General features: G+C 44.2%; 39 protein-coding genes. 1 reads left to right on the forward strand and 38 read right to left on the reverse strand.

Features of this window, described 5'->3' with window-relative positions:
* Positions 1-35: 35 nt before the first annotated feature.
* From EL215_RS04330 to EL215_RS04350, 5 genes are read right to left on the reverse strand one after another with little or no spacing between them, the layout of a single operon-like run.
* A complete protein-coding gene (locus tag EL215_RS04330) occupies positions 36-584 on the reverse strand; it encodes a phage baseplate assembly protein V (RefSeq protein WP_126470407.1) in 549 nt (182 codons plus the stop codon).
* A complete protein-coding gene (locus tag EL215_RS04335; protein ID WP_126470409.1) occupies positions 585-1,655 on the reverse strand; it encodes a phage late control D family protein in 1,071 nt (356 codons plus the stop codon).
* A complete protein-coding gene (locus EL215_RS04340) occupies positions 1,648-1,881 on the reverse strand; it encodes a tail protein X (protein WP_048750473.1) in 234 nt (77 codons plus the stop codon). The genes EL215_RS04335 and EL215_RS04340 overlap by 8 nt, the downstream gene beginning before the upstream one ends.
* Positions 1,859-2,815: a phage tail protein gene (locus tag EL215_RS04345; protein WP_126470411.1), complete on the reverse strand. Its 957-nt coding sequence runs from the start codon at positions 2,813-2,815 to the stop codon at positions 1,859-1,861. Before EL215_RS04345 ends, EL215_RS04340 begins: the two co-directional genes overlap by 23 nt.
* A complete protein-coding gene (locus EL215_RS04350; protein ID WP_126470413.1) occupies positions 2,815-5,094 on the reverse strand; it encodes a phage tail tape measure protein in 2,280 nt (759 codons plus the stop codon). The genes EL215_RS04345 and EL215_RS04350 overlap by 1 nt, the downstream gene beginning before the upstream one ends.
* 36 nt (positions 5,095-5,130) lie before the next feature.
* Here EL215_RS04350 and EL215_RS04355 point away from each other — a divergent pair, with 36 nt between their 5' ends.
* Entirely contained in the window at positions 5,131-5,391 is a 261-nt protein-coding gene (locus EL215_RS04355; RefSeq protein WP_126470415.1) for a hypothetical protein, read from the forward strand.
* A 12-nt stretch (positions 5,392-5,403) separates the two neighbouring features.
* On the opposite strand, the gene EL215_RS04360 is transcribed toward EL215_RS04355, so the two are convergent.
* The 33 genes from EL215_RS04360 to EL215_RS04510 form a co-directional block, all read right to left on the reverse strand.
* Positions 5,404-5,526, reverse strand: a complete 123-nt coding sequence (locus tag EL215_RS04360; protein ID WP_126470417.1) for a GpE family phage tail protein — start codon at positions 5,524-5,526, stop codon at positions 5,404-5,406.
* A gap of 32 nt (positions 5,527-5,558) precedes the next feature.
* Positions 5,559-5,807: a phage tail assembly protein gene (locus tag EL215_RS04365; protein ID WP_126470419.1), complete on the reverse strand. Its 249-nt coding sequence runs from the start codon at positions 5,805-5,807 to the stop codon at positions 5,559-5,561.
* A 100-nt stretch (positions 5,808-5,907) separates the two neighbouring features.
* Positions 5,908-6,426: a phage major tail tube protein gene (locus tag EL215_RS04370; RefSeq protein ID WP_111327864.1), complete on the reverse strand. Its 519-nt coding sequence runs from the start codon at positions 6,424-6,426 to the stop codon at positions 5,908-5,910.
* Between the two features lie 13 nt (positions 6,427-6,439).
* Positions 6,440-7,822, reverse strand: a complete 1,383-nt coding sequence (locus EL215_RS04375; RefSeq protein WP_126470422.1) for a phage tail sheath family protein — start codon at positions 7,820-7,822, stop codon at positions 6,440-6,442.
* Between the two features lie 9 nt (positions 7,823-7,831).
* Complete coding sequence (locus EL215_RS04380; protein WP_126470424.1) at positions 7,832-8,317, reverse strand: Gp37 family protein; 486 nt, start codon at positions 8,315-8,317, stop codon at positions 7,832-7,834.
* A 1-nt stretch (position 8,318) separates the two neighbouring features.
* Entirely contained in the window at positions 8,319-8,753 is a 435-nt protein-coding gene (locus EL215_RS04385) for a gp436 family protein (protein WP_126470426.1), read from the reverse strand.
* The gene (locus EL215_RS04390) at positions 8,753-9,061 is read right to left on the reverse strand and encodes a DUF7210 family protein (RefSeq protein ID WP_126470428.1); all 309 of its coding nucleotides are present in this window, start codon (positions 9,059-9,061) and stop codon (positions 8,753-8,755) included. The genes EL215_RS04385 and EL215_RS04390 overlap by 1 nt, the downstream gene beginning before the upstream one ends.
* Before the next feature lie 70 nt (positions 9,062-9,131).
* Positions 9,132-10,058 carry a hypothetical protein gene (locus EL215_RS04395; RefSeq protein ID WP_126470430.1) on the reverse strand — a complete coding sequence of 309 codons (927 nt, stop codon included), beginning with the start codon at positions 10,056-10,058 and terminating at the stop codon, positions 9,132-9,134.
* 11 nt (positions 10,059-10,069) lie between these two features.
* Complete coding sequence (locus EL215_RS04400) at positions 10,070-11,173, reverse strand: peptidase (RefSeq protein WP_126470432.1); 1,104 nt, start codon at positions 11,171-11,173, stop codon at positions 10,070-10,072.
* Positions 11,174-11,421: 248 nt separating this feature from the next.
* Entirely contained in the window at positions 11,422-11,886 is a 465-nt protein-coding gene (locus EL215_RS04405; RefSeq protein ID WP_126470434.1) for a phage virion morphogenesis protein, read from the reverse strand.
* 125 nt (positions 11,887-12,011) lie between these two features.
* A complete protein-coding gene (locus EL215_RS04410; protein ID WP_126470436.1) occupies positions 12,012-13,268 on the reverse strand; it encodes a phage head morphogenesis protein in 1,257 nt (418 codons plus the stop codon).
* A gap of 1 nt (position 13,269) precedes the next feature.
* Entirely contained in the window at positions 13,270-14,697 is a 1,428-nt protein-coding gene (locus tag EL215_RS04415) for a DUF935 domain-containing protein (RefSeq protein WP_126470438.1), read from the reverse strand.
* A 2-nt stretch (positions 14,698-14,699) separates the two neighbouring features.
* Positions 14,700-15,929 (reverse strand): terminase large subunit domain-containing protein, encoded by a 1,230-nt coding sequence (locus EL215_RS04420; protein ID WP_232013319.1) that lies wholly within the window; start codon positions 15,927-15,929, stop codon positions 14,700-14,702.
* A 61-nt stretch (positions 15,930-15,990) separates the two neighbouring features.
* Positions 15,991-16,563: a DUF3486 family protein gene (locus EL215_RS04425; protein ID WP_126470442.1), complete on the reverse strand. Its 573-nt coding sequence runs from the start codon at positions 16,561-16,563 to the stop codon at positions 15,991-15,993.
* Positions 16,564-16,585: 22 nt separating this feature from the next.
* Entirely contained in the window at positions 16,586-16,876 is a 291-nt protein-coding gene (locus EL215_RS04430) for a VpaChn25_0724 family phage protein (RefSeq protein ID WP_102703877.1), read from the reverse strand.
* A 2-nt stretch (positions 16,877-16,878) separates the two neighbouring features.
* On the reverse strand, positions 16,879-17,205 hold the full coding sequence (locus EL215_RS04435; RefSeq protein ID WP_126470444.1) for a DUF2730 family protein: 327 nt from the start codon (positions 17,203-17,205) through the stop codon (positions 16,879-16,881).
* Positions 17,202-17,429 (reverse strand): TraR/DksA C4-type zinc finger protein, encoded by a 228-nt coding sequence (locus EL215_RS04440; RefSeq protein WP_126470446.1) that lies wholly within the window; start codon positions 17,427-17,429, stop codon positions 17,202-17,204. Before EL215_RS04440 ends, EL215_RS04435 begins: the two co-directional genes overlap by 4 nt.
* 187 nt (positions 17,430-17,616) lie before the next feature.
* Positions 17,617-17,868, reverse strand: a complete 252-nt coding sequence (locus tag EL215_RS04450) for a DUF2681 domain-containing protein (protein WP_053085468.1) — start codon at positions 17,866-17,868, stop codon at positions 17,617-17,619.
* A complete protein-coding gene (locus tag EL215_RS04455; RefSeq protein ID WP_126470449.1) occupies positions 17,861-18,097 on the reverse strand; it encodes a DUF2644 domain-containing protein in 237 nt (78 codons plus the stop codon). Before EL215_RS04455 ends, EL215_RS04450 begins: the two co-directional genes overlap by 8 nt.
* On the reverse strand, positions 18,066-18,437 hold the full coding sequence (locus tag EL215_RS04460) for a hypothetical protein (RefSeq protein ID WP_232013320.1): 372 nt from the start codon (positions 18,435-18,437) through the stop codon (positions 18,066-18,068). The genes EL215_RS04455 and EL215_RS04460 overlap by 32 nt, the downstream gene beginning before the upstream one ends.
* Complete coding sequence (locus EL215_RS10255) at positions 18,434-18,574, reverse strand: hypothetical protein (RefSeq protein ID WP_164757052.1); 141 nt, start codon at positions 18,572-18,574, stop codon at positions 18,434-18,436. The genes EL215_RS04460 and EL215_RS10255 overlap by 4 nt, the downstream gene beginning before the upstream one ends.
* A gap of 3 nt (positions 18,575-18,577) precedes the next feature.
* A complete protein-coding gene (locus tag EL215_RS04465) occupies positions 18,578-19,129 on the reverse strand; it encodes an N-acetylmuramoyl-L-alanine amidase (protein WP_126470451.1) in 552 nt (183 codons plus the stop codon).
* 78 nt (positions 19,130-19,207) lie between these two features.
* Positions 19,208-19,645, reverse strand: coding sequence for a hypothetical protein (locus EL215_RS04470; RefSeq protein WP_126470453.1), 438 nt, complete (start codon positions 19,643-19,645; stop codon positions 19,208-19,210).
* A 105-nt stretch (positions 19,646-19,750) separates the two neighbouring features.
* Entirely contained in the window at positions 19,751-20,131 is a 381-nt protein-coding gene (locus EL215_RS04475; RefSeq protein WP_126470455.1) for a Mor transcription activator family protein, read from the reverse strand.
* 153 nt (positions 20,132-20,284) lie between these two features.
* Positions 20,285-20,827: an HI_1489 N-terminal domain-containing protein gene (locus EL215_RS04480; protein WP_126470457.1), complete on the reverse strand. Its 543-nt coding sequence runs from the start codon at positions 20,825-20,827 to the stop codon at positions 20,285-20,287.
* The gene (locus EL215_RS04485; RefSeq protein ID WP_126470459.1) at positions 20,824-21,291 is read right to left on the reverse strand and encodes a gp16 family protein; all 468 of its coding nucleotides are present in this window, start codon (positions 21,289-21,291) and stop codon (positions 20,824-20,826) included. Before EL215_RS04485 ends, EL215_RS04480 begins: the two co-directional genes overlap by 4 nt.
* Positions 21,292-21,380: 89 nt before the next feature.
* Positions 21,381-21,602, reverse strand: coding sequence for a hypothetical protein (locus EL215_RS04490; RefSeq protein WP_126470461.1), 222 nt, complete (start codon positions 21,600-21,602; stop codon positions 21,381-21,383).
* Positions 21,603-21,683: 81 nt separating this feature from the next.
* A complete protein-coding gene (locus EL215_RS04495; RefSeq protein WP_126470462.1) occupies positions 21,684-22,157 on the reverse strand; it encodes a hypothetical protein in 474 nt (157 codons plus the stop codon).
* A complete protein-coding gene (locus tag EL215_RS10260; RefSeq protein WP_164757053.1) occupies positions 22,154-22,324 on the reverse strand; it encodes a hypothetical protein in 171 nt (56 codons plus the stop codon). The genes EL215_RS04495 and EL215_RS10260 overlap by 4 nt, the downstream gene beginning before the upstream one ends.
* On the reverse strand, positions 22,321-22,485 hold the full coding sequence (locus EL215_RS10265; protein WP_162836983.1) for a hypothetical protein: 165 nt from the start codon (positions 22,483-22,485) through the stop codon (positions 22,321-22,323). Before EL215_RS10265 ends, EL215_RS10260 begins: the two co-directional genes overlap by 4 nt.
* Positions 22,486-22,494: 9 nt before the next feature.
* On the reverse strand, positions 22,495-22,689 hold the full coding sequence (locus EL215_RS04500) for an ANR family transcriptional regulator (RefSeq protein WP_126470464.1): 195 nt from the start codon (positions 22,687-22,689) through the stop codon (positions 22,495-22,497).
* 166 nt (positions 22,690-22,855) lie between these two features.
* Positions 22,856-23,377, reverse strand: a complete 522-nt coding sequence (locus EL215_RS04505; protein WP_126470466.1) for a host-nuclease inhibitor Gam family protein — start codon at positions 23,375-23,377, stop codon at positions 22,856-22,858.
* On the reverse strand, positions 23,370-23,618 hold the full coding sequence (locus EL215_RS04510; RefSeq protein WP_126470468.1) for a hypothetical protein: 249 nt from the start codon (positions 23,616-23,618) through the stop codon (positions 23,370-23,372). The genes EL215_RS04505 and EL215_RS04510 overlap by 8 nt, the downstream gene beginning before the upstream one ends.
* Positions 23,619-23,625 lie beyond the last annotated feature (7 nt).

Consider the following 23,625-nt stretch of genomic DNA (forward strand, 5'->3'; position numbering starts at 1 on the left):
TGAAGAGTGCTTTTAAAGCGATTTAAAGAAGTGGGCTATTCCGGAAGGCCTGTTTTACCGCCGGAGTCGCCTGGATGTTTGTGAGAGCCAAGCTCAATAGTGCCTTGTTTAACTTTTGGCGCAGATACTTCAGTGCCGGACGTAATTTTTCCTGACACGGCTAGTTTTCCGCTAATTGACGTATCAGCATTGATTTTTACACCCCCGCCAGCGGTTACGGTAACGCTACCGCTTGTGTTGATATTAATCTCGCCACTTTTACGATTGTGCGAAATCACCGTCCCGTTTGTAAACTTTTTCACCCACATGTTGTTATCATTCGCCGGCGTGGTGTCTTTCTCGTTGTAAATTGCTCCCAGCACACAGCCACCTTCCCCGCGCGCATCAAGTAACAATGCCACCAATTCGCCCTCATCAGGCAGACAATAAAACTGATTGCCGCCAGCATTAGGCGTTAAATAAGACAACCAGGCTGTTTCTAAATCTTCAAGCGCGGGAATTTTGCACCGCACTTTATGGTTCGCGGTATCAACCGCTGAGACAATGCCTTCTTGATAAGTTGCACCAAAGTCATGCGTTTTCATTTATTCCCCCGCTTTATTTTCCGTTAGTGCGCCTGTGCTAAGCAAATCATCCGGGATAAACTCTAGCATTCGCACATCAATACTTGTGGTATAGCCGCCACCCCGGGTAATACTATGCCGGGATGATTTTATTAAATATTTCCCACTAAAAATGCCGAGGTTGCGCAGTAATATTGTGCTGCCGGCCACGAGCTTAGGATTGCCGACCAGAATGATATTTCCCGCCGTTTGGTCTTCATTTTGCTCTGCCAGCGCCGCATCGGCTCGTGCATCAATCTGCTCCTGGGTTTCCCCACGGGTAACAATCTTCAACGTGTCCCCGCTTGCCGCCTTGGCTTGTTTCATCTTTTCGCGCAACGGCTTTGCTTTTTTACGCTTCTTGATGACCTTTTTCCCTGTAGCATCATATCCACTCACATCAACTTCCTTGGCCGTATCCTTGATTCTATCGCGCAAGGTAATCGATATTGTATCTCGCTCTTCAAGCGCCGCCACGACTTCTTCTTTGCCTAGCTCGTCTTTATCCGTGAACACAAGCTGATCACCCACTATCTTAAAGCTGTGATGATATTCTCTTGCCAATCTTGCCAAAAACTCCACATCACGCTCTTGATATTGCGTTACGCGCTTAACTGGAATGGGCTTAATTGTCCCGACTACTTTTAACTTTAATTTTTCTGCAATAATGCTCACTATTTGCTTGAGTGTTGTGTTTTCATAGGCTTTAGGCTTTAACGTGCGATTTGCCTTTCCAACACCTGTACTCAACGCCTTGATTTGAATATATGAAGGCCGGTAGTTATATTCCACCTCGTCAATTTCAAACGCCCCAATATCGGCCAGCAGCGCCCCTTTGTAACCAATAGCCGCCTTTAATTTATCCCCTTGCGTTGGATACCACTGCCGCACCCATTTTCCGCTAATATCCTCAAACGTTAGCGTCAGCTCGTCTGACTCGCCCTCAAGATTATCGGTGTACGCCAGCTCAATTAAGTGGGGTTCAATGTCAGCGGTAATATTGGTTTTTTCGTATAAAATGGAAAAGTCAGGGGTTGGCACGTTACTATTCATTATTACCTCTCAACCATGGCGGCATTGATTCATTATTTGTAGGCTTAATATTTAGCACCGGAATATAAACCGTTGCCCCTGTTGGCAGCACTTCGCATAATCCTATATGCGGATTGGCATTAATAATGCGTTCAAAGTCCAAAGCATTGCCATAATAGTAATAGGCAAGGTTGTCCCAACGCTCGCCTTGTTTTACGGTATGTTTAAGTACGGTTTGTTGGGTCATCAATTACGTCCTCATCTTTTCGCAATACTATCCAGGCGGTCATTCTAGCCGCCCGTTCGTCAGCTTGAACACTGAGATCATCATAAACATCAAAATGGCTATCTGCTTTTGTGCCAAAAACGCTCCAATCTGAACCTTCATTCATTTCGCTGAACTCATTTCTCATGGTTTTAATTTCGTTCATCATAGCCGACACGTCATTGGCAAAACCCTGTACTTCTTCACTCATATCCCCGAGCGCAGACAATCCAAATCGAACACCTTCAAATGCTTTACTTAGACCTGACACTTCCCCAAATCCACCTAAAGCCGCATCTAGATTACCTAATACCCCAGGCAAGTAAGATATAGCAGCCAGAGGATCATTGGCTAGCTGTCTAACTGTCTGCACGGTTTCTCTGACGTCATTTACCACAACCATAGATTTTTTATAAACCGCAATGCCTTTTTCGAGCATCCCTTTTACTCCGTTAAAACCAGCCATAAATGCTGGCGGCAGCATAGACCCAAGTAAAGAGCCTCCACCAATATTTAATGCTGCGCCTAAAGGGTTATCTTCAATATCGCCTACAAATTCCCGCAAGCTAATATTCATCTCGCGGCATAGGGCGTTCCCGAACTTATCTGTAAACAAGGTGACCGATGATATATCGGTGATCACAAAATTGCCCTTATACTTACCGCGGCCAATAATCAATGGCAGCGCATCTTGTTTTGATTTTGCCCCTAACAATTCCTGGTAGCGGCGCTCAACACCGCCAAGCGTATGATGTAAGCGAATAGCAAAATTAAGCTCTGTGAGCTTCTCGCCCATAGCTTGCAAGCGGGGTTTTCCTTTTAAGACCGCATGCTCTGCGAAATCTGCTGCATGGGTTTCGTTGAAGTCAGTTAAATCAACAGGCTCAAATGCCACGCTTCCTAACATAAAGTACATTAATATGCTCTCCGTTGTTGTTGGTCTAACACGCGCTTCAACATTATTTCGAACTCACTTAAACTCATCTTTAAGCCTTGTTGAACCTGGTTTAAAACGCCGTTTCCGTCACCATTTGAACCGCCATTGACATTGATTGTCGGGTTAAAATTCACCACCACACTATTGTCAGCCCTAGCGGCTTGTGGCATGACGTCCGCACGATTGAGTGGCTGATAATTGGCAAGAACGCCTGTGTTATGGGTCACACCATTTAACCCCACAGCCCCCGCAAGGTTATCTGACGCCGCTTCTGCGATGGATGTTGATTTATCCATCCCAATCGCTAGCCCCTCCACAACATTCACGCCATAACCTTTAAAAACCCGGCTTGGCGAATGAATACCCAGCTTATCAGCAAACCACCCCTTAATGCCGTCACCTAAATCAGAAACAATCTTTTTCGCTTCTTCCCAGGCGTTTTTAATACCGTTCACTAGTCCGTCTATCATATTTCGGCCAAAATCCATAAATTTCGATGGCACATCAATGCCAAACCAGGAAAGTACTGAAGAAAAGACCTGTTGGAATAAAGCCAAAGGCGACCAGCTTAGAATGGCCGATGTGATATTTCCGATGCCGGATGTGAAGAAATTGCTGATATTTGTCCAGGCGGTTGAGCAGAAATTTGTGATACCGCTCCAGGCGTTAGAAAACACCCCGGAAACCTTGCCCCATAATTCAGAGAACCATGGCCCAACTTTAGCCCAATTCTCATAAATCAAATACGCTGCAACCGCAATCCCCGTAATGATTAGCCCGATTGGATTGGTAAGCAATGCACGGCTCATCATCAAGATCGCTTTTCCAAACATCATTGCGCCTTTTATCACGTAGCCCATTAAATAGCCAATCCCAAGTGACAGTTTGCTGATTGCGGAAAATAAAACGTTCCCTAATAATCCCCCCAGGAATTTTCCCGCCTTAATAAACGGCAATAACCCGGCCGCCACAAAAGAAAATGCAGAGTGAAGCGTTAATAAGCCGCCCACAACCGCTGCAACACCACCGCCAATCGTTAATACCCATTCCATAATTTGTGGGTTGGTTTCCACCCATTTTGTGATGCTATAAATGACTGGTGTGATATTTTCCACAAATGAAGAAATCACCAGCAAAAATGCTGATCCAATTTTGGTGGCCAATTCCAAAATGCTGCTTTTTAGCTTGGTGAGCTTGTTTTCCGTGGTGTTACTGCGGTTTTCAAACTCGCGCTGCATTGATCCGATATATTTTAAATTCCCTTGCTCATCGGTTTCTTGTAATAACCCTAACTGGCGGTTGTATTCCCCGGTGTTTTGCGCGAGTAACAATACATCGTCGGCATATTGTTTACCAAATATCTTGGCGAGAAGCGGATACTGTTTATCTTTTGGCATCTGTTTCACTTTTTCAATGAAAGAAGAAATCGCACCTTGCGCATCTTTATTCATCGCAGCGGCGAAGCTTTTTGTCGTAAATCCTAGCTGCTTTAACTCTTTCGCATGCTCACCAGCTTTAAGTTGTAAAAATGATGACGACATACCTTTCACTGCTTGCGCGGCAAGCTCAGGTGCTTTACCCATTGAAAGGAAGGTAGATCCTAGCGCAGCGGATTGCTTTTCGGAAAGCCCAAGCATTCGTGTATCAGAACCCACCCGAGTAATGACATTTACAATATCTTTCGCTTTCGCGTTGGCATTATCTGATAGGTGGTTAATCACATCCCCGAATTGAGCCATCTCTGTAATTGGTTTACCTAGCACGTTAGCCATAGTCGCCATCGCTTCACCAGCATCACCAGCCGCCATATCAAACGCCACCCCCATTGTGGCCGCGTCCTTAGCATATCCGAGTAGATTTTCCCGCGCCACGCCAGATTGACCGCCAGCTGCAACAATAGCGGCAATTTCTTCCCCAGCCATAGGGATTGTGCGGGTTAGTTTAAGAATATCGTCGCCCATCTCTTTAAATTGAGCTGGCGTGTCAAAGTTTACGACCTTTTTAACATCGGCCATCGCGCTTTCAAACTTAATTGCGGGGTCTGCCAACCCGCGAATAGTCCCCATAGTAGCTGTAACGGATGAAGCTAGCGCTGCAAACCCAGCCACTCCTGTTTTAGCCAGCGCGCCCATCTTTTTAGACGTACTAAGGCTTTGGTCTTGCAATATTTTAAAACTATTGCAAACAGAACGGATGCCCTTAACCGCACCTGTCACGCCGGCTGTAATGACTAATCCTATTGCTAGATTGTTTGACATGTTTTATAGTCCCGTTTAATTAATAAGGAGGAAGAAATGACAAGAGAAAAATGGGTAGAAAACACACAGGCTGTTTTATTGCTCGCCCTTGTTTTAAGCTATCTCGGCAGCCTTTATCATTTTTTAGTTTTTTATTCAGAAAGTAACTCGCTCTCATGGGTTTCCGTTTGCGTATCTGCTTTTTTGTTTGCACTACCGTGGACATTGGCCGGATTCCTGGTAATGTTTTCGTGTAGAGTAATTATCATCTCGCTTTTTGGCTTATTCGCCACGCTTCAAACCCTACTTAAACACTAAACAAAAAGCCGCTTAAATAGCGGCTTTTGTGTACCTTGCTTTAATCTGCCGCTCCGCTTGAATAATCCAACGTTCAACATCATCAAGCGTCATTTCTTCCAGCTCGCTTGGCTGGAATCCAAACCAAAAGGCCAAGTCTGCCAGGGCTGCATTGAGGCTTTCCGCGTTTACTTTCCCTTTTGCATTTTCTCAACAATTTTTGATGCTGCTTGGAAGTCTGCAATATCAAGCTCGTCAATATCTTCAGGCACTAAGCCTGTGACGATTGCAAGCAAACTCACCGCCATTTCGGTTTCGGTTTTACCTGTCATTTTGCGGATATCACGCACTTTAGGACGGCGAATTTTTAACTCGGTGATGGTGTTTCCTTGCCCGTCAAGGAAAGGGAACTCTAATTTAAGAATGGTTTCAGACATAAAAAAACTCCTTTGTGAGTCGATTTGTTTAACTTCACAAAGGAGAATACAACTTTGACCGGTTGAATGATTTTAAATAGATTTAAAGGTTTTCACCCCTTTATTGACCGATATTGGTGCGGTATTTTTGCAACACATCTTGGCCGTTTACACGGTAGATATTTGCAAGCACATCAATAAATAAGATCTCTTTGCCGGCCACGGTCTGTTTGATTGAATAAACATCTACCGTATCACCAAACTCTGAATTCTCTTTATTTTTCTGCGCCGTACCACCAATTTTGCTGGCTGACACATTCATAATGGTCACCATCGGCTCTTCAGCTGCCAACCCGCGTGAGTCAAACACCTGGAGGTTTGAGCGGATCATTAGCTGTGAATTTTTATAAGGGTTCAACAACAACGCGCGAACTTCCGGATAAAAGCTATCCCAGGTAATTTCAGCCTCGATAGCGTTCGTACCAGCCGGAAGTTTAATTTCACCGTGAAGCCCAAGGCCTTTATGGGAAACCTTTTCAAACTCAACGTCAGGGATTTTTACTTCGTTCGCACGTCCCATTTGACTATTGCCGTTAATATACACGTTGCCGTTGACGATTTGATTGATAGAAATACTCATCGGTTTTTACTCCTTAGCGTTGTGAAACCAAATTCACTAAGTATTTACGGGTCATGACGGACTTGTTAGAAATCAATTCCGCTGGAAGTTTAGGGGTGTAGTCATAAACTAACGGCACGTGACCTTTGCTGAATTCATCAACTAAATCAGTGTCATAATCAAGACTTACGCTGTAGCCCACAATACTCGGAAGCGCACGCAAATAGGTATCTACCGTTTCAAGCAAGCTGTCAATTAATGCATCGTCGATTGGACGGTCAATAAATTGCAACTCTGTGCGGCGGATGCTTTCATCAATTAAGTCACCGGTGCGAAGCGCGGTTTCAAAGTTGATGATATGCGTTACGGTCGGATAATTTGATGAGCGGTTACCCCATAATCTGAAACCTGTACCGAAGCTATTGAAAATAGTTGTAATACCCACCGCATTTAACTGGTTGGTCTCTGATTGTTCATCATCAACACGCGCAGTTAGTGGAATTTCCATACCAATCACCCCTTGCAATGGGCGGTTTGATGTAGAGAACCAGTATCCGTTTTCGGTGTCGGTTTTCATTCGCAAGCCAGCCGCATGCACCGCAAGGCTTTCTAACGTATTGCTTGAGCCAATAGCATAAGGGAAGAAGTGGCGCGCGCGCTCAGTGCTTGCAGATGCGTTGATTGTACCCAATGGGCCACGGCCTTTGATTGCATCAGAAAGGCTTGTGCCTTTTGGTAATTGCACATAAGCCACCGCTTTCAACTGTTCTGCGAGCGTTGTTAAAGCCGCCGCACAGCTTGCTGTTTTATCAAACTCAGGGCAGATTAAAATCTTCGCGTCAGCGCCGTATAAGTTAAAGCCGTCGCGTAATAACTCAAATCCTTTGCGTTTACCTGTTGCGGAATCAATACCGCCTTTGATGTCGTCTTCCGTCACTTTTGTTGGGTCGGCGTATTCATAAGTCGCTTTTAAGGTTTCGTGTTTTGCTTTTAACGTAATTTCACCTGTTTGCAAATCTACCGCATAGTCTTGTCCGAGTGTCAAAGGGCGATCTGTGCTTAAGGTTAAATTTAAAAGACCAGGATGCGAGGTTTTAGCGCGCAAGGTGTTATCGTCTTGCTTTAATGCCTCATCGGTAACAGTTGTTTTGTGTTTTGCTGGGTCTAAAACATTGACCACATACACTTTCCCCGCCGAATAGCGAGATAAAACATCAAACACATCAGGAAGGGTGAAGCCCTTGCCTACGATGACGCCAAATTTTGAAAAATCTTTGGTCGTTTGACAGACTGTCAATTCATTCACCGCGCCGACAGGTGCTGTACCAACGATACCAATAATTGCACCGTCGACAGTTTCCACCGCAACAGAGCCACCTGCTACGCGAATTGTTTTCGTCCCGTGATGGAATGCCATAATTTTCTCCTATGGTTGTTTGGGATTATGTTTATCCGCACGGCGATAGCGTGCGGCGGTAAATTTAGGTAAATCGCTTGGTTCGCAAAGCTCTACTTGCCATGTTTCAGTCTGCACCAAAAGCTGATACTGCCAAAGACCGTCTGACTCGCCGCCAAACTCTTCACTCACTAAACTACAAGCTGTGCAGTTAGTTGGTCTAAATCCAACTATTGCCAAGCGTAGCTGGTCTAACATTTCGATTGCCCCGTGGTCGTCATGCTGACTTCGAGCAATTACAGTAAGCGCAACCATAACCACTCGGCGTTGTTGGATAACATCCACGCTGTCGATGCTTTCAAACTTCGACCCGGCATATTGCACCAAAACAGCACCGAATTCGTCTGTGAGATTGTAGTGTTCCAAATCGTCAGGAAATAACTCAATGCTGAACTTGTCCGTTTTATCGGCTATCCGTTGCTGTATGCTTTCTAAAATCGGAAGCGTTGCACTCATATTAATATCCTGTCAAATCGAGCTTCTGTGGCGCGCGTGCGTTGAATTTCAGCGCGGTTGGGTAGTTATCATCGGCCGCACTCCCGATTTCCGTTAGACCGAGATGCAGCTTGCCGGATTGAATCCGTTCCAGGTCTTTCAAGGCTTGTGCGTAGGTTTCGCGAACATTGTCCGGAAATCCTTTACCGTCAGGGCGGCGGGAATACAACCAATGCCGTGCAATTTGTAAACAAATATTGCGCACCAAGGTCGGCACTTGATTTAATGGCAAGACGTAACGCGAGCGCAAATAGCCGTCCACGGTTTCCGTGGCGTATTCGCAAGCCTTATCCAATGTCATCTGATTTGCGGTAGTCGCGCGTGATGTATCATTCGATAGGGCGATTAGCGTACTTTCACTCATTACATCTTCTAAATCTTGTGCCGTGATATACATTACTTATCTTTACCTTTGCTTGATTTTGTGGTTTCGCCCGCTTCTTCGCCTGGCTCTTCCGCAGACGTTTCAGCGGTTGCTTCTTCCGCATCACTTTCAACCTGTTCAGCTGCGGTATCATCGCTTGCGGTCTGCTCAGCTTGCTTGCGTTGCTCGCTGTTAGTTTCAGCCGGCTTAATGTAAATCGCGAGCTTGTCGGCTTCTTCTTCGGTCAGCTCAATAACATCGTTTTGCTCATATCGCTTGCCGTTGTGTAAGATTGCCATCGCCGCGGCGACTAAAAATGCCGTTTTTTGTTTATCTGACATAATTCACCCTTAAAATAAGTTGAAATTAAACCGCACTTAAATCGCGTTTAAATGCGGTTCAAATTGGGGGTTAAATACAACCTTTGATTAAGTAACCCGCAGATTTACCCACGATGTATGGTTTATTGATATCGGTCGTGCGAACGATTTCAACTTTGCCACCCACTTCTGGGTAAGTATCTACATATAAGCCTTTTTTGCGGCGTACGGTATAACCAAATGATGGTTCGTAGATGTTTTGTTTTTGCTCTTTTGATGGCGGCGCAACATAAGCCAACACAATGGCTTTCGACCAAATATCTTTCAACTCACCGCTTTCTTCGTACACGGCTTCACCAACCACAACACGATCTACTTTGATTAATTTTGCAAAGTCTTCCGGCGTTAATACGGCAGTTGCCACGTATTTGATTTTTTCCAACACTTTCGGGTGTTCGCTTAATACTTCCCATACATCACCAGAAATTGCGCACACGTTCGGTTTACGACCGGTCGAACGTTTAATTGCACGAATACCGGTTTTAATCACACCAATAGGGTCTGAATTAGGGTCGGTAAATTGAGACGTGCCGCTTAAGGTCACTTTGTTTGTGGTTTCGTAATTAGCTTCGTTTAAAGCTAAGTCCGCACAAGCTTTTTCACGACCAAGCACGATGACATCTTGTGTCACACCTGTCGCAAATTGGCGTAATGGATAAACATCTTCGGTTTCATTCACTTCGCGAATGTCGATTGGGTATTCGATGTCGTTTTCTTCTAAAACAACGGTCAATGAGCCAATGTCTTCCGGCGTTAAGCGATTTGATGCTGCACGAAGCTCACGTTTTGTGGTTTGTAAACGGAACGCTAAGCGACCGAATGTAGGGATTTTGCCACCTTCTTTTTTAGCTTCTGCGATAGGGAACAACACTTCGGAAATCATGTTGCCGTTGTAATAACCTTGCGCAAGTTCGGTTAATACCGGGTCAACCACGCGTTGTTTTGATAAATCAGTCATGCATTTGCTCCTTATTGAGTGATTGCGTTAAATGCGGTTGTGTAGCCCACATTGTGTTCTTTCATATAAGCGCGGACTTTTTTGTCCATATCAATGGACTCAGCGCTTGTGCCTTCGGCGTATTCCACCGTGCCGTCTTCTGCGGTTGTGGCATTTTCTTTAGTAGCCACCTCGTTAAATTCAACGATAGCGGGCTGTGCTTCTAAAAACGCCTTGATTTTTCCGTGTAGGCTTTCACCTTCACCGAATTCAACCACACCGCCAGCTGCAGTTGTTGAACCGAGATTTAATAAATCAATGGCCTGTTGTTTTGCCACCGGGGCTAATTTGCCCGCTTTTACTAAACCCTCGGCAAAGTCGGCATTGTCAGCTTTGGCTTGGTTAAGTGCTGCTTCAGCTTTTTCGGCTTTCAACTGTTGGTTTTCTGCCTTGAGCTGTTCAATTTCTTCAGGGGTCATTTCAGGTTCTCCTTGTGGTTCTGAAGGTTGTTCTAAAGTGGGTTCGTTAAAACTAGGAATAGGCGAGCCGACTTCCGCTTGATTGATACGTCTATATTCGTTTCGGATAGACTCTTCTTGCACGCTTAACACGAGATAGTCCGGGATGGCTTTATCGGCCTCTTCCTGGCCGTGCGTGCCAATAAACCAATCGCGCAAGCGACGCCAAAGGCTGGCTTCTGCCCAATCAGAAAAATCAACCACGCCTTGCTCGTCTTCAGCAAATTCCGGGTTGCGTAGGCCTTTTACGGCTGGCGGCATCGCGCCTAAAAATCCAACATGGCGCAAATATAAATTGCCAGGGCAAGGGTTGTTTGGGCTGTCAGCTAAATAAAATGATGATGAGACTTTTTTGAATCGCCCTTTATCTACCATTTCGGCAAATTCAGGATCTACCTGGTCGAATTCGGCTTTTAATACATCGCCGTCTAATTCAAGGCGTTTTACCCAACCATACGCGGGTGCATTGTGTTTAGGGTGACCAATCACCGCTGGGGACTCATGAAAGTTTACGTTGTAGGCGTTAACCGCTTGTTGCAAATCTTCCGTGGTAATTTCCACTTCTAAGCCATTTGCATCGGTGCGTTTGCCCGCTTTGAAAATCTCAATTAATTGCATAGGGTATCCTCGTTTGAATACCGCTAGCATAGAGAAAAAATGCGGACTTGAATTTTAAAGTGGTTGAAAGAATAAAAGAGGGATTTTTGACGCGGGATTAAAATGCACTTTATCTTTAAATTTAAAACGCTTTAAATGGCGTTCAAATCGCTTCAAATCGATTTAAATTTTTTTAGTCGATAAATTGCATTAATTTTAAATAAAAGCTCTGTGGCGCGAATTTGTGGCGTTATTTTAATTTTTTGCTTTTACTTTAAATTTTTGTCAATTTGTCGTTGTAAAAGTGCGGTGGATTTCTTCAGAAGTTTTTGCCCGTCACTTTCGTTGATACCTAACCATGGGCGCGCTGGAATTTTAACTTTACGACCACGCCCGGCGTTTCCACCGAATTGATGTAGGCGCGCATATTTCGCGTCACTACCAAACTCAACATGGTCGTTGTCGTAATTATATGCGGTTCGGTCTGATAGGTAACCATCTTGGCGTAAAATCTTTGTGCTTTTACCGCGTTTCATTTTTAACGCTTTCGTGCGGGGCGATAAAGCTTGCCAGCGATTACCTTTTGGATCAATCTCTGCTTTAAAGCGGGCATCATGAATTTTTTTCAATGTTTCGCCCAGCAAACCATACAACTGACGTGGCTTTTCTAATTGATTTGCAATGCTTGTCAATTTCCGAATGGCTTGATTATCGTTAATGGTAATCTTTAACATAATTTTCTCTTGATAAAAATAATGCCTGGGCGTATAGTGAAATTGCGGTGGGGGTTTCCTACTGGAAAGGTTGCTTGGCGAAAGCCCGCATTATCCTGTTCGAATCAGGCGAGCCACCGCAATAATTACAACTCTCCATATAGCACTTCAAAACGTCCTAACGCACTTAAATCTTCTAGCCGACTTGCTGTTCTAACCATGTTTAATTTGTGTGGTAGTTTCTTGCCGCTCAACGCGTCTTTTAGCTTAATTTCATAGTCCATTTTAACTGCCACTTTGCCTTGTTCGGTTTCATAGACGAATAACAGGGTCGGTTGTTTTTGTTGGCTGTCCAATAAAATCGCTTTCGGGTGGCGCAGTTTTTCCGGTAACTGTTCCCAAAATTCTACCGGCAAGCTGATGCCTTTTGCTTGTTTGGTATCGCGTAATGCATGCAGCACATCTTCATCACGCACGGCGATTACCGCACTCTGCGGGGCTTTTTCTAAATAGTCGAGTTTAGTTAATACCGGTTCAGGAATTGCCCCCACATACTTCATATTGCCACGTGCGACTTTTTGCTGGCTGACTGTATCAACCATTTCTTTCATCGCGCCGTTTAATAACACCATGGCTTTTGGGTTCTTCAATACGTCATCAATTAACAGGCTCGCTAAATGCGGCTCCGCGTTTGTCATTTTTTGCAATAACAGCTTGTCCACGTCCACATCGCGGGATTGGGTGAGGCGTTCAAAGTTATACGGCGCAAAACCCACATCATAACCTTTTGGCACACGCACCGTGCGAGGATTACCGGAACGCACGCCCACCAGTTTTTCTTCCCATTCGATTTCAGGTGATTGGCTGACGGTTTTACCCATTTCGGCTAAATCGTCTTCATCATGCGCTGATACAGTGCAGTGGCAACCGTACGCTTTGATTGGGTAGTAATAGCGCCAAAACGGATCTGTGGCCGGTAGAATTGTGCCGTCTAACGCGATATGCTCCTCGCGTGGATATTCATTATCATGGTGGTGATATTCCCAATAAGGCAATACATCGACCAAATCCAAATGCTGTGCCAAGCGCCCACGGTTATATGCGCCATAAACGTTGGTGTCGTAAATAATCCGTGTGCGCCAGTTTCGCCCGCCGTTATATTGCCAGCCGGTATTTGCCACGATTTCATCAAAACGCTTGCGAAATCCCTCTAAGGTTTCACCATTTGCAATGGCATCGTCTACTGCTTCGCGAAATGCGGTCAACACTTCATTACGGTTTGCGCCGGCCACCATAAAAAAGTAGTCGTGTTCTTCACCCAGCACGTCTAAATAGCTATTAGTAGGCAAATTGAGTTTCTTCTCAAAATATTTGACCTGCTCTTCAAAAGTGAATTTACTCATTTTATTTACGCTCATCTTCAACGGATTGACGGCCAGCAAAGTGTGCTGTTGTTGATGCCCACGCCATCACCTTGCCATATTCTGCAAAGCTCAACTCAGGGATCAAACTGTCTAATTGGTTGCGAAAATCTTCCAGGCTTTCTGCTTGTGATAGCTTATCCTGGATGGTTTGCAGCCATTCTTCCACAAAGGGTTCACCTTCTACTTCTAGCTGCTCCCCAATGGTTTCCACGATAGTTTTAGGAATCGCCTCGGCGAAATCGGCCGTATTTTTGGCCGCACTTTTTTCAGGTGCGGAAACTACAATATCGCCTTCTTCAAACCCATAGGTTCGCATGATGTATTGCTCGGTGAACTGGACGCCTAATCCCGCCAATAATCCGTCACGCTCGGCTTGTAATTTATCAATGCTTTCCTGTTCGTAAAGCTCAAATGTCGGCAGCGTGTCCACGTGGAAATTTAACTCACAAATCCAGGCTAATAATTGGTTAAATACGCCTTCAACCATGCTGGCATCATCATCGCGAATATCGCGGGTCACTTCTAAGCCTGCCGTTGCACTTGCACGATTTGCTTCGGCTTCTGTGGTTTGATTTTGCCCCAATAACGCGATGGCAATTTCTGATTTACAGTAGCGCAAGAAATCATCAAACACTTGTGATGAACCGCCTTTACTTCCACTTTCAAGCATATCAATAGAGCTGTCGTCCGGGATAGCCGCCACGGCTGTGCCGAGCATTTTTTCCATGCTATCTAACAACTCATCAATTTCATGGGCGTTAGCGTTTCGTGGGTATTTACCTACCAACCACGGCGAGCCGTATTTTTCAGCAAACTCTAGCCAAAACTTGAACCCGCCTTTCTTAAAAGTGGCCGCCCAAAAACACATCGCCAGGTCGGCGCGACCGTATGGGTTCATGTAGTCGGCTTGTTGGGTGGCGAGTAAAAATTTCTTTTCCGGCACAATGCCGCCATTGCGGTTCTCTTTCGTGCGCAGCATTAAACGGTTTTCTTCATCAAATACAAACCACTCTTGTGGTTTTCCGACTATTTCAGTTGGGAGTAATAATCCGTTCTCACTTGCCCACATTACCTCAAGTACCTGGTAACCGAACAGGGTGGCGTCTAAAATTTGATTGATGATTTGACTTACCGGTAAACGGTCAAAAAGAGAGGCCAGGATTTCATCTGTTTTTTCATTCCCGGTTGGGGTAATGCGCCACTCTAAACCTTTAATAGCGGCTTTACGGCGGCGAACACAACCGCCCACATGGCTATCTGACAAAATTTCGCGATAGACTGAAATGTCGCGCCCCATTTTCTTCAACACAGGATCAGGGTTTGGGAGATAGTGCATAAACGACCAAAAGTCGATAGCCTTCGCGCGGGTAGCGATGACGCCGATTAAATCTTGTTTTTTTGTTGTCATAATTAATATCCTTGGGTCATTTTACGACTTGTTCGTTGTTTACGGCTGTATGCCTTGACCGGTTGCATAACCGCCTCTGTTGCGGCGGTTAAAGCTAAAAAGCATGCCCATGTTCGGTCGGCGTGACCGTTGCTGTCGCTTTCTGCGGTAAAGCGTGGCTGGCCATTGCTTCCTGTTATTTTTTTGAGTTTGTGTAAATCTTCTCGCAAATCGCTATTGCCTTGCGGAATGCGAATTTTGCGGTCTTCAAAGGCTGTTTTACCAATCGTCGCCATTTTGAGTTTGGTGGATACGTTAAAGAGCGTGCCTTGAATACGTTTACCGTGTTCATACTGCGCATCTTCCACCATTTTTTCACCCATTCCGGTTTGGTCGAGATTACCGCCCACAACGTGATATTGTTTCATCACTCGGTTGAGTTCTTCCAACTGCTCGCGCAATGGCACGCGTTTGAGTGTAATTAGCTCACGCGTCCAATAAATATCGCCGACCAACTCCAACACCCAAATGACGGTTAAGTCGCCACGCGCGGCAATATCCATCCCCACAAAACACGAGCCACCTTGATAGAGTTCAGGCTTGCCTGCGTCGGGGTGTTCCACGCCGTCGATAAGGTCGTAAGAAAGCCATGCACTTGCTTCGTCTAACCACTTGAGTTCGAACTCTTGCGCCCACGCGTCTTCATCATTTAAACCGCGACGGAGTTGGTCAATATCACGTGGTAAGCCGTCCGCTACCGCTTGATAAATATCAACGGTATGGCGTGACCATTCAGTGTTGTCTAGGTCAGTCATCAATTCATAAAATTTATTACCCTTGCCATTAGGTGTTGATACCACGCGCAACTTCCAACCGGCAGAAATAACTGGGAACAACGCTTTCCAAATCTCTCGGCTATCCGCATGGAAAGCAAACTCATCTAGGAATACATTCGCTGAGAAACCACGTGCTGTATCTGGGTTGGCTGGAAGTGCGGTAATTTTTGAGCCGCCTGGGAAAACAACTTCGAGTGCGTTGATTGTTGAATTGAACGGCACTTCTAATACTTCACAAACCATGCCTAATGCTTCAAGGTGGCGTTTTACCCCCTCGTTCATCGCTTCTTTTGCCTGACGTTCCCCGCGAGATAAGATCACCCAGCGCGTGCGTTCACCCTTGGCTTCAGCCTCCAAACAATCCATCACAATTTCAAAGGTGGTCGTAAATGTTTTCCCCGTCTGACGAGCAAACATAGCCACCTTGAACCGGCTCTTATCATTTAGCCAGTTTTTTTGATAGTTATAGAGAACGGTTTTATTCGATGCCATAAACTGCTTTTACCATTTGTTGCACATCTTCAAGGCTCACACCTTGTTGTTTGCCTGCTTCTTCCACTGCTTCTGCCGCACGTTTAATCGTTTCTTGGCGAATCGCTTGTTCACGTTTGAAACTCAGGCTTTCCGCCTGTTCTAAGCGTTGCACCGCACTAGCTAAGAGCGCGAGAGATTTCGGATCTGCTGCTTGTCCGCTTTCACTCATACCGATTGAGGTCTCAAAAGCAAGATTCTTCACAATCTCCATCAACAGTTTGCCGATGTCACTGCTTGGCGCTTCGCCGAATTGTTTCGTCCAAATCTCCGCCACCTCACGCGCATTGCGGATTTTGCTTGCCATTTGTTCCATGCGGTTGGCATAGCGGTTTAAGCCTGTTTTACTTAATAGTGCGGACTCCGGCAAGCCACAGTCACGAATTAAATCGTTAATTTCTTCTAAAATTTGTGCTTGTGAGAACTGCTTATCGCGCAACATCATGGCGAGTTGGGTTTTGATATTAGGTGGTAATAAATCCACCTTACTGGCGCGTCCGCGTGTGGTTTTATCCGTCATTTAAACCTCCTTTAAATGCGGTTTAAACTTTGGGTAAAGGTTTTTTCACACCTTCCACAACAGCTTCGCCGTTTGCCACGTCTAAGCCGCGTTGCGTAATTTTCGCAATCATAAAGCCGTTACTAAGGCGTTCGATTTGCACTAAGCCTTGTTCTTCCAGCCAGTTCAAATGATTACGAACTAAATCGCGGCTGATGTTGTGACCATACAACGCCAAGCAATCGTCAAGAATAGATTCATTGGCGTCATACCCAGCGTCCACAAGGGAGCGCAGAATTACTAAACGTTGGTCTTTAATAAAAATATCTCTCATCGTTACCCCTTAACGCGCTCTTCAATGAGCAATGCGACTTGATGGCTTAGCGTGGAAAGGCGTGCATTGGTGGTGTTGGTATCGCCCTTGATTTCGGTCATTAAAATACGCAATGTGGCCAAATCTTCTTTTGTCGGCAAGTGTTCGAGCGTGTCTTCCACTTTGGTTAAGCGTTGTTCCACTTCATCAATATTCTTGCGGATTTCGTCAATCTCACTGCGTTTTGGGTATTTGCTGTCCATAGATAACTTCATGCCAGCCCATACCGACCCCATCACCGTGGCAACTAAGCCCCAGTGTTTTTGGATAAATTCCAGTAAATCCATCATTTTTCCTCGACCCTTTCATTTTTATATTTTTTCTTAATCCACCGCACATGACATTTGGTACAACGCTTACAATCTTCGACAAAGCGACGCTTTTCGGGAATTTTCCCTCCACAGTCAATACACCATTTCACTCGCATTACCGCGCGTTTTTCTTGATAATCGACTATGCGTTGTAATGCTTGTATTAGCTCTTCAGGCGTGGCTTCTTCCAATTTACTTTTCACTTTTAGCCCCGCCAATCGCAACCACGATTGCCCAATGGCGTTGGATAAACTCCAGTGTTTCTAGCATTATTTAACTTCCTTCTTTTGGCATATTTTTTCATAAGTCAAGTTATGATTAAGCACCTGCCGCTTAGTTTCTTCGGTGTCTTTACGGCTTGGATAAATCAGGCCGAATGCTGAACATCCGCTAGTCTTCACGGAAATAACCTTTTGACTGCAGCTGCTCATCAACAGACTTGCTAGACAAAGTGCGGTTAGTTTCAGTAATGTTTTTTGCAGTGTTTGCATTTTCTAACTCCTGTGCGACTGCGGCCGCTTCACGTTTTACGAATTCGATCTCTTCTTGCTGCTTGCGAATTTTGGCCGCTTGCACGCGACCATGGATAAACACACCAGCCAAAACGGCGAAAGCCGCCCCAACAATATAAAGATTAATCATTGTTGCCCCCTTGGCTATTTCTGTTTTGCATCGCATTGGCGAAGCCTTTCGTTGCTGCGCCACCGCCGCAAAAAATAGCAAATGTCGTAAACAACTCGCCCACATAACTACGATCCAACCATACGGTATAGACCAGCACACCGGCCATTAATAGCGCACCAAAAAACTGGATGAACGCAGTCGTTGATAATCGTCCATCATTGTTGGTGATCAGTTCTTTCATTCCCATTTTCTTTTTCCTTTTTGAAATAACATTTTTGCGCTGAAACATACCCCCATAATGTCAGTACGCTCGCGCAGAAAAAATAACCGTAATAGGCCAACATTAAGCCCAGCAGCGTATTGGTTACTATTTCCCAATAAAACTTGGCTCTTGTATATTGGTATAGAGAAGAAGTACCACATAAAAGTGCCAACAACGAAATCGCTGTAAAAAAGTAAAACAACCACTCATAGGCTTGAACAAGGTTCTTTATTGCAAGCTCATTGGCAGATATAAAGCCGCCAAAAATCATGATCTCCCATAACACTGAAAACAGTGTGATGCCACGTACTTCTCGTTCCATCATGGTCTCCAACGTGCATAAAAAACGGTGGCGGCGGTCATGCCTTTATTTACAACTCGGTTGCGTTGCGCGTTATTGCTTGATTTCCAGCCGCGTGAAAATGATTTTTTAGACTTTGCTGAATAGGTTGGTGCGCTCATTTACTACCCCTTATATAAGTGTTCTGTGTTGATAATTTGCTCGGAATCAAGCCACGTCCAAACATCAAAACAAGGACAGTCTTTAATCCACTCATTCGGAGTGATTGTGCCGTCACCATTAACGTCCGGACTCAAATCACGATGTCCACAAATGCGTGCGCTGGGGTGCTCGCTCTCTAATTTTTGCAATAATTTGTGCAAGGCAAGCCATTGTTTTTCGGTATATTCACCATGGTTTTTGCCAGTTGTGGTAATACCACCAACAAGACAAATGCCTAGTGAGTGTTGATTATGGCCTTTCACGTGCGCGCCAATTTCGCCAACCATTCGGCCTGTTTCAACCGTGCCGTCGGTGTCAATTACAAAGTGATAGCCAATATTAGGCAGGTGCGGGTTGAATTTTTTGGCTAAAATTGGGTCGCGTTTAAACCCGCGTTGTGAGTGCCAGTCATTAATACGTTGAGCGGCAGTTTGATTAACTGTTCTGAGTTGCTTGCCGTTACGAGTAGCGGAGCAATGGATCACAATTTTTGTGATAGGTAAGGATAAAGACATAAAAAAACTCCTTTTGTAAGACTAAAAAGGAGTTTAAAACAGGCTCGTTTGTTTTGATTTTAAATTGATTTAAAGACGTTATTTGCGCATAAATTCAAATTCTTTCATTACTTCGCCCATATTAATACTTTCAGGCAGCGGAAGCCCAAATGTGTCTTTATAATTGCCTAGCATTGACACATATTTCAATTCTTCATCGTATAGGCTCATAGCTTTGCCATTGAGAGCATAGAAGCGTTTAACAGGATCTTTTACTTTATCATAATAAAAAACATACAACGATGATGGCGATTGCCCAATGGCAATGTAATTGCACGCTAGATAATAATGCTCTCCAATTTTTCTACTTTCACAAGTCGCAGCTTTATCACTGTCTTTAGGAAGTAGTTTATAAAGATTTAGTTTTACATCTGATATTTCTGATGATGTTGGAGCGTTTGAGTCTTGTTCCTCTGAACAAGAGGATAATAAACAAGCAAGCGCACCTGTTAAAAGCATAGAGAGTATTTTTTTCATTATTTATCCCTTAAATTGGCAAAAGCAATGTACTAATAATACCTTTAATTTAATTTTATTCATATAAAAAACGCCCTTTCGGACGTTTTTTCTCACTTTTAGCGGTTACGCATTGCCAAACATATCAAACTGACGTCTTGCAATTTCTTCTTTTGTGATTTTCTTCACAATCTGATAAATCCACTGCATTGACACATTGTATTTTCGCGCAAGTTCACGGTGATTTGTGCCGTTGAATTCGTTAAAAATTTTACGGTCACGCTCGTTTAGTAATAAAACAAGGTTGCGCGGGATATAAATCACCTCACCGCCCCAGCATTGTGCGATATGGTTTGCCACTTCAATGCTGATTTGCTGGGCGAGTTTTGGCTCAATATCAGCGATTTTTTCTTTAATTTTTACTTCTGTATGTTTTGCTAAATCCGCCAAAATTTCAGGCGCTTTCTCATTAAACGTTTCAATTTGTTCATTGCTTGCATTCAACATAGCCACCCCTACTGGTTGGACGATCACTATCGTTCAAAATTATAGCGATTTTACAATGCGTTGTGCGGATTATTTTTGCAAGTCAAGTCTTTGCTTGAAAATAATTACTTGATTTATAAATAAAAAAACCGCCTTTCGGCGGTTGAAAAAAGTTCATTTTTGCTGTTTATCTTTCCACTCTTTCCATACATCATAGCCTGGCAAGTGTTCCACCGGTTGGCCTAGCTGATAAAAACGCTCAATATATAAAATGGTGTTTTCAATATCATCATTGCCGTGATTGGCGCGCTCTGCCTGTTGGCGTTCCGCGTTGTTTACGGCTGCCGAGCCTGTACCGGAAAAGAGTGGTCGGTTCGTTTCCATCACTTGCATTAAGTAGCGGTGATTGTTAAGCGGGGCGAGATTTCGGCTTTCTCGGCGCTTTTTCTGCACTGAATTGACCGTTTCACTCAAACAGTGGGCTAATAATTGAGAAGGCGGGAATAAATCTAGCACTTCGCGCATTAATTTAACCGCTCTTGAGTTGCTTAGCGCTGATTTATCCGGGCGAAATAGTGCAATGTATGAAACCAAAGGACGGGCTACGCCATATTTTAACTCGGTGAGCAGCCCTAAAATTTCGCGCCCAGCTTCATCTTCTAAAAGTTGGTCTAAATGAATATCGGAGTGGCATACAGGACAGCGGCATAATTTCATACATTCCCCCTTGCTTGCCAACGTTTCAACATTTCCAACACTAATGACGCCATTTGATTATCCAGCGCACCTACGTTCAAAATTTGAATATTCTGACCACGCTTTTGATAAATTGGGTTCACTACACCGCGTACCCACGCATTTAATGCGCGTTCTGAGCCGTCGCGCAACATGCCTTGTTTGCCCATTTCAATCCAAATGGCACGGATTTTATGGGTAATGTTGCTTTTTACCACGGCTTTTTTCGTACGTGGGCTATAGCGGTAGCCATTTTTTACAGTGGTGCGAAAGCCTTTGGCTTCCATTTCCGTTAATACTTTTACTAATTCACTAATCGTCATTTTAGTGCTGCTGGTTTTGCCAGTAATATTTTTCAGCAACATCCGATAACTTAATTCATCCATGCGTAACTGTTGTTTGGCAATGTGGATCAGCTGAATCGCCTTTTCTTTGGTTAATCGCATTCTTTTCTCCTGTAAAACACATTATTCAGCCCATTTCATCTAACTTATTCGAGGGGGTAGGGGAGATTTGAATGGGCTGTAAATGGGTTTTATTCCTCATTAACGGTTTCTACATCTTTCCAAATTGGCTTCATCATCTTGCTACCATCATCATAAAATGACGTTATTTCGATAAATTTTCTCTGTAGAATTAGCTCCCCGTTTTTCCGTTTAAATAATCTATATTCATTAGACTCTTTTATAGATTTCATAGATGGTCTAATTCTAAAGTCATTTGAAATAACTAAATTTTCAACATTAAACTCTCTCATTTTCACCTATCTCCCCAATCTCATTCTCAACCCTGGAAACCCATCCGAACACTTAATCCATCCATTGTTTTCACTCATTTTCTACTCCTTTTCTTTGTAACTTGGATATTCAGATCTCAAAATCCGATAACAATTTGTCTTTAACTCAAAAATGCTTCTCGGTAGAGCGTTAATAGGTAAGGTTTTACAGGCTTTACCGGTGTCGTCCATACCATACGGTACACCGATTGCGCGCCAACATCGTGCGGCGTGTACCGCTGCGTCTTTAACCACATCCGAGTTAATCACAAAGCTATTTGGCCCAATGCGTTGTAATAAAACACCTTGTGCCATAAGCTTTTTAACTCGCCGTCTAAATTGACTTTCGCTTAATCCGGAGCCTGCAATAAGTTGGCTTACACTCAATATTGCAAAGTCTTCTGCTCTTTCCTCTGCGCGCTCATCGCTATACGTGCCAACGCTACCACCGATATAAGTTACCAAGGTGTGTTGTGCGATGCGGTCTAATGTTTCATCCCAGATATACTCAAGGATATGTTCGTCTAGCACTTTCATACTTTCCCCAATCTCATTCTCAACCCTGGCAACAAATTCTGCACATTCCCCACATAAACTGCTGCGTGTTGATTTTGCCCTGTGCGAAGATAGGTTTGTGCTTTAATAAGCTGCATTGCTGCTTGTTGCAATATTTCATCCAACCGCATTTTTTCTTGCTCAGTCATACTTCCTCCACTTCAACCACATCGTCAATTTCTGTAATGGTGTGCGGCAGTTTATTTACATCGCATACATTTAGGTCGCACATATCTAAAACTTGTTCGTTGCTTTCTGCTTCAACAACGGCTTCTACTAAACAGTAAAAACGTGCTATATATTTCGCCATAATTTCCTCCTAGAAAGGTTTTCTAATTACTCGGTCACAAAATGCGCCACGCCATTTGCACCATTCTTTATTTTTTTGGCCGCTCGCATTTAGCTCTGCGATTGCCCATTGTTCCTTGGCATCTTGTAAGTCGCCTTGGCGTTCACTTTCTGCCGCTTTTTCACTGTAATATTTGAAGCGGTTAAACTTGTGGATGTTTTCCATTTTTTGTTTCCTTTTATGGTTGGTTAAAACTTATTATGAACGCCCCTTAAATTAGGGTTTAAAGAGCGTTTAAATAGGCTTTATTCCTGGTCTAATAAGCCCACGATTAGGCTTAGAATTACCCCGATAATCAAATAGGACACCGGGTTCAATGCCCAGGCCGGCATTATTTCGCCTCCTGTTCAAAAGGGGTGATCACAAAATCTTCCACGCCGGTTTTAATTGTTACACCCGCCACCGTTGCGGCTAAGTCAGGCTCATTTAATATGGCCTCTTTGTTGATTTCTTCCTTGGTGCGAACAAAACGAACCAGGCCTAACGTGTGCAAACTTTCAATCACGCTCTCTGTGCCGCGAATAACAACTGACGGTGGGCGTTGACGCCATTGCACTTCACCTGTGTTAAATGAACCAGTTTTTGTTTTGCCATTTTGGGTGAGTTCATCACGTCGGCTTTCACACCATGCTTGCACCGCATCTTGTTTTGGTGCGAGCTTTTCTTTCACTTCGTTCATGAGTGGCGCGTATTCTTCGGTAATGGCCGCTAATTTGTCGTTTTGTTCGATTGCCAAACGCTCTAATTCACGGTTTAAATCGCCGATCTCCTTGATTGCCGTTTCCACTTCATCGCGCGTTTGATAACGCACTGCAAAGGTGTCGGTTTTAATTCGGGTTGCTTTTTTAGCCATGGTTTTCTCCTGTTGTTTTAGTTGTAAAATCTGCTAACACTTCGTTGCCTTTGAGGTAAATCATTTCCCAAGTTGGATGGAAGAATGCTTGACCACCCGAATCTAATTTCACTTTGATTTTGCCGTTACAAAATCCAATGATTTTTCCACTATCTTGACCGCACTTAATGTTCAGTCCTTTTCGTAAGAAAGGGAGAGCATAGGTTTCCATGATGTATTCTCTCTGCCAATTTGTAGTCATTGTTTGC

The sequence above is a fragment of the Haemophilus parainfluenzae genome, assembly GCF_900638025.1.
Lineage (GTDB): Bacteria > Pseudomonadota > Gammaproteobacteria > Enterobacterales > Pasteurellaceae > Haemophilus_D > Haemophilus_D parainfluenzae_J.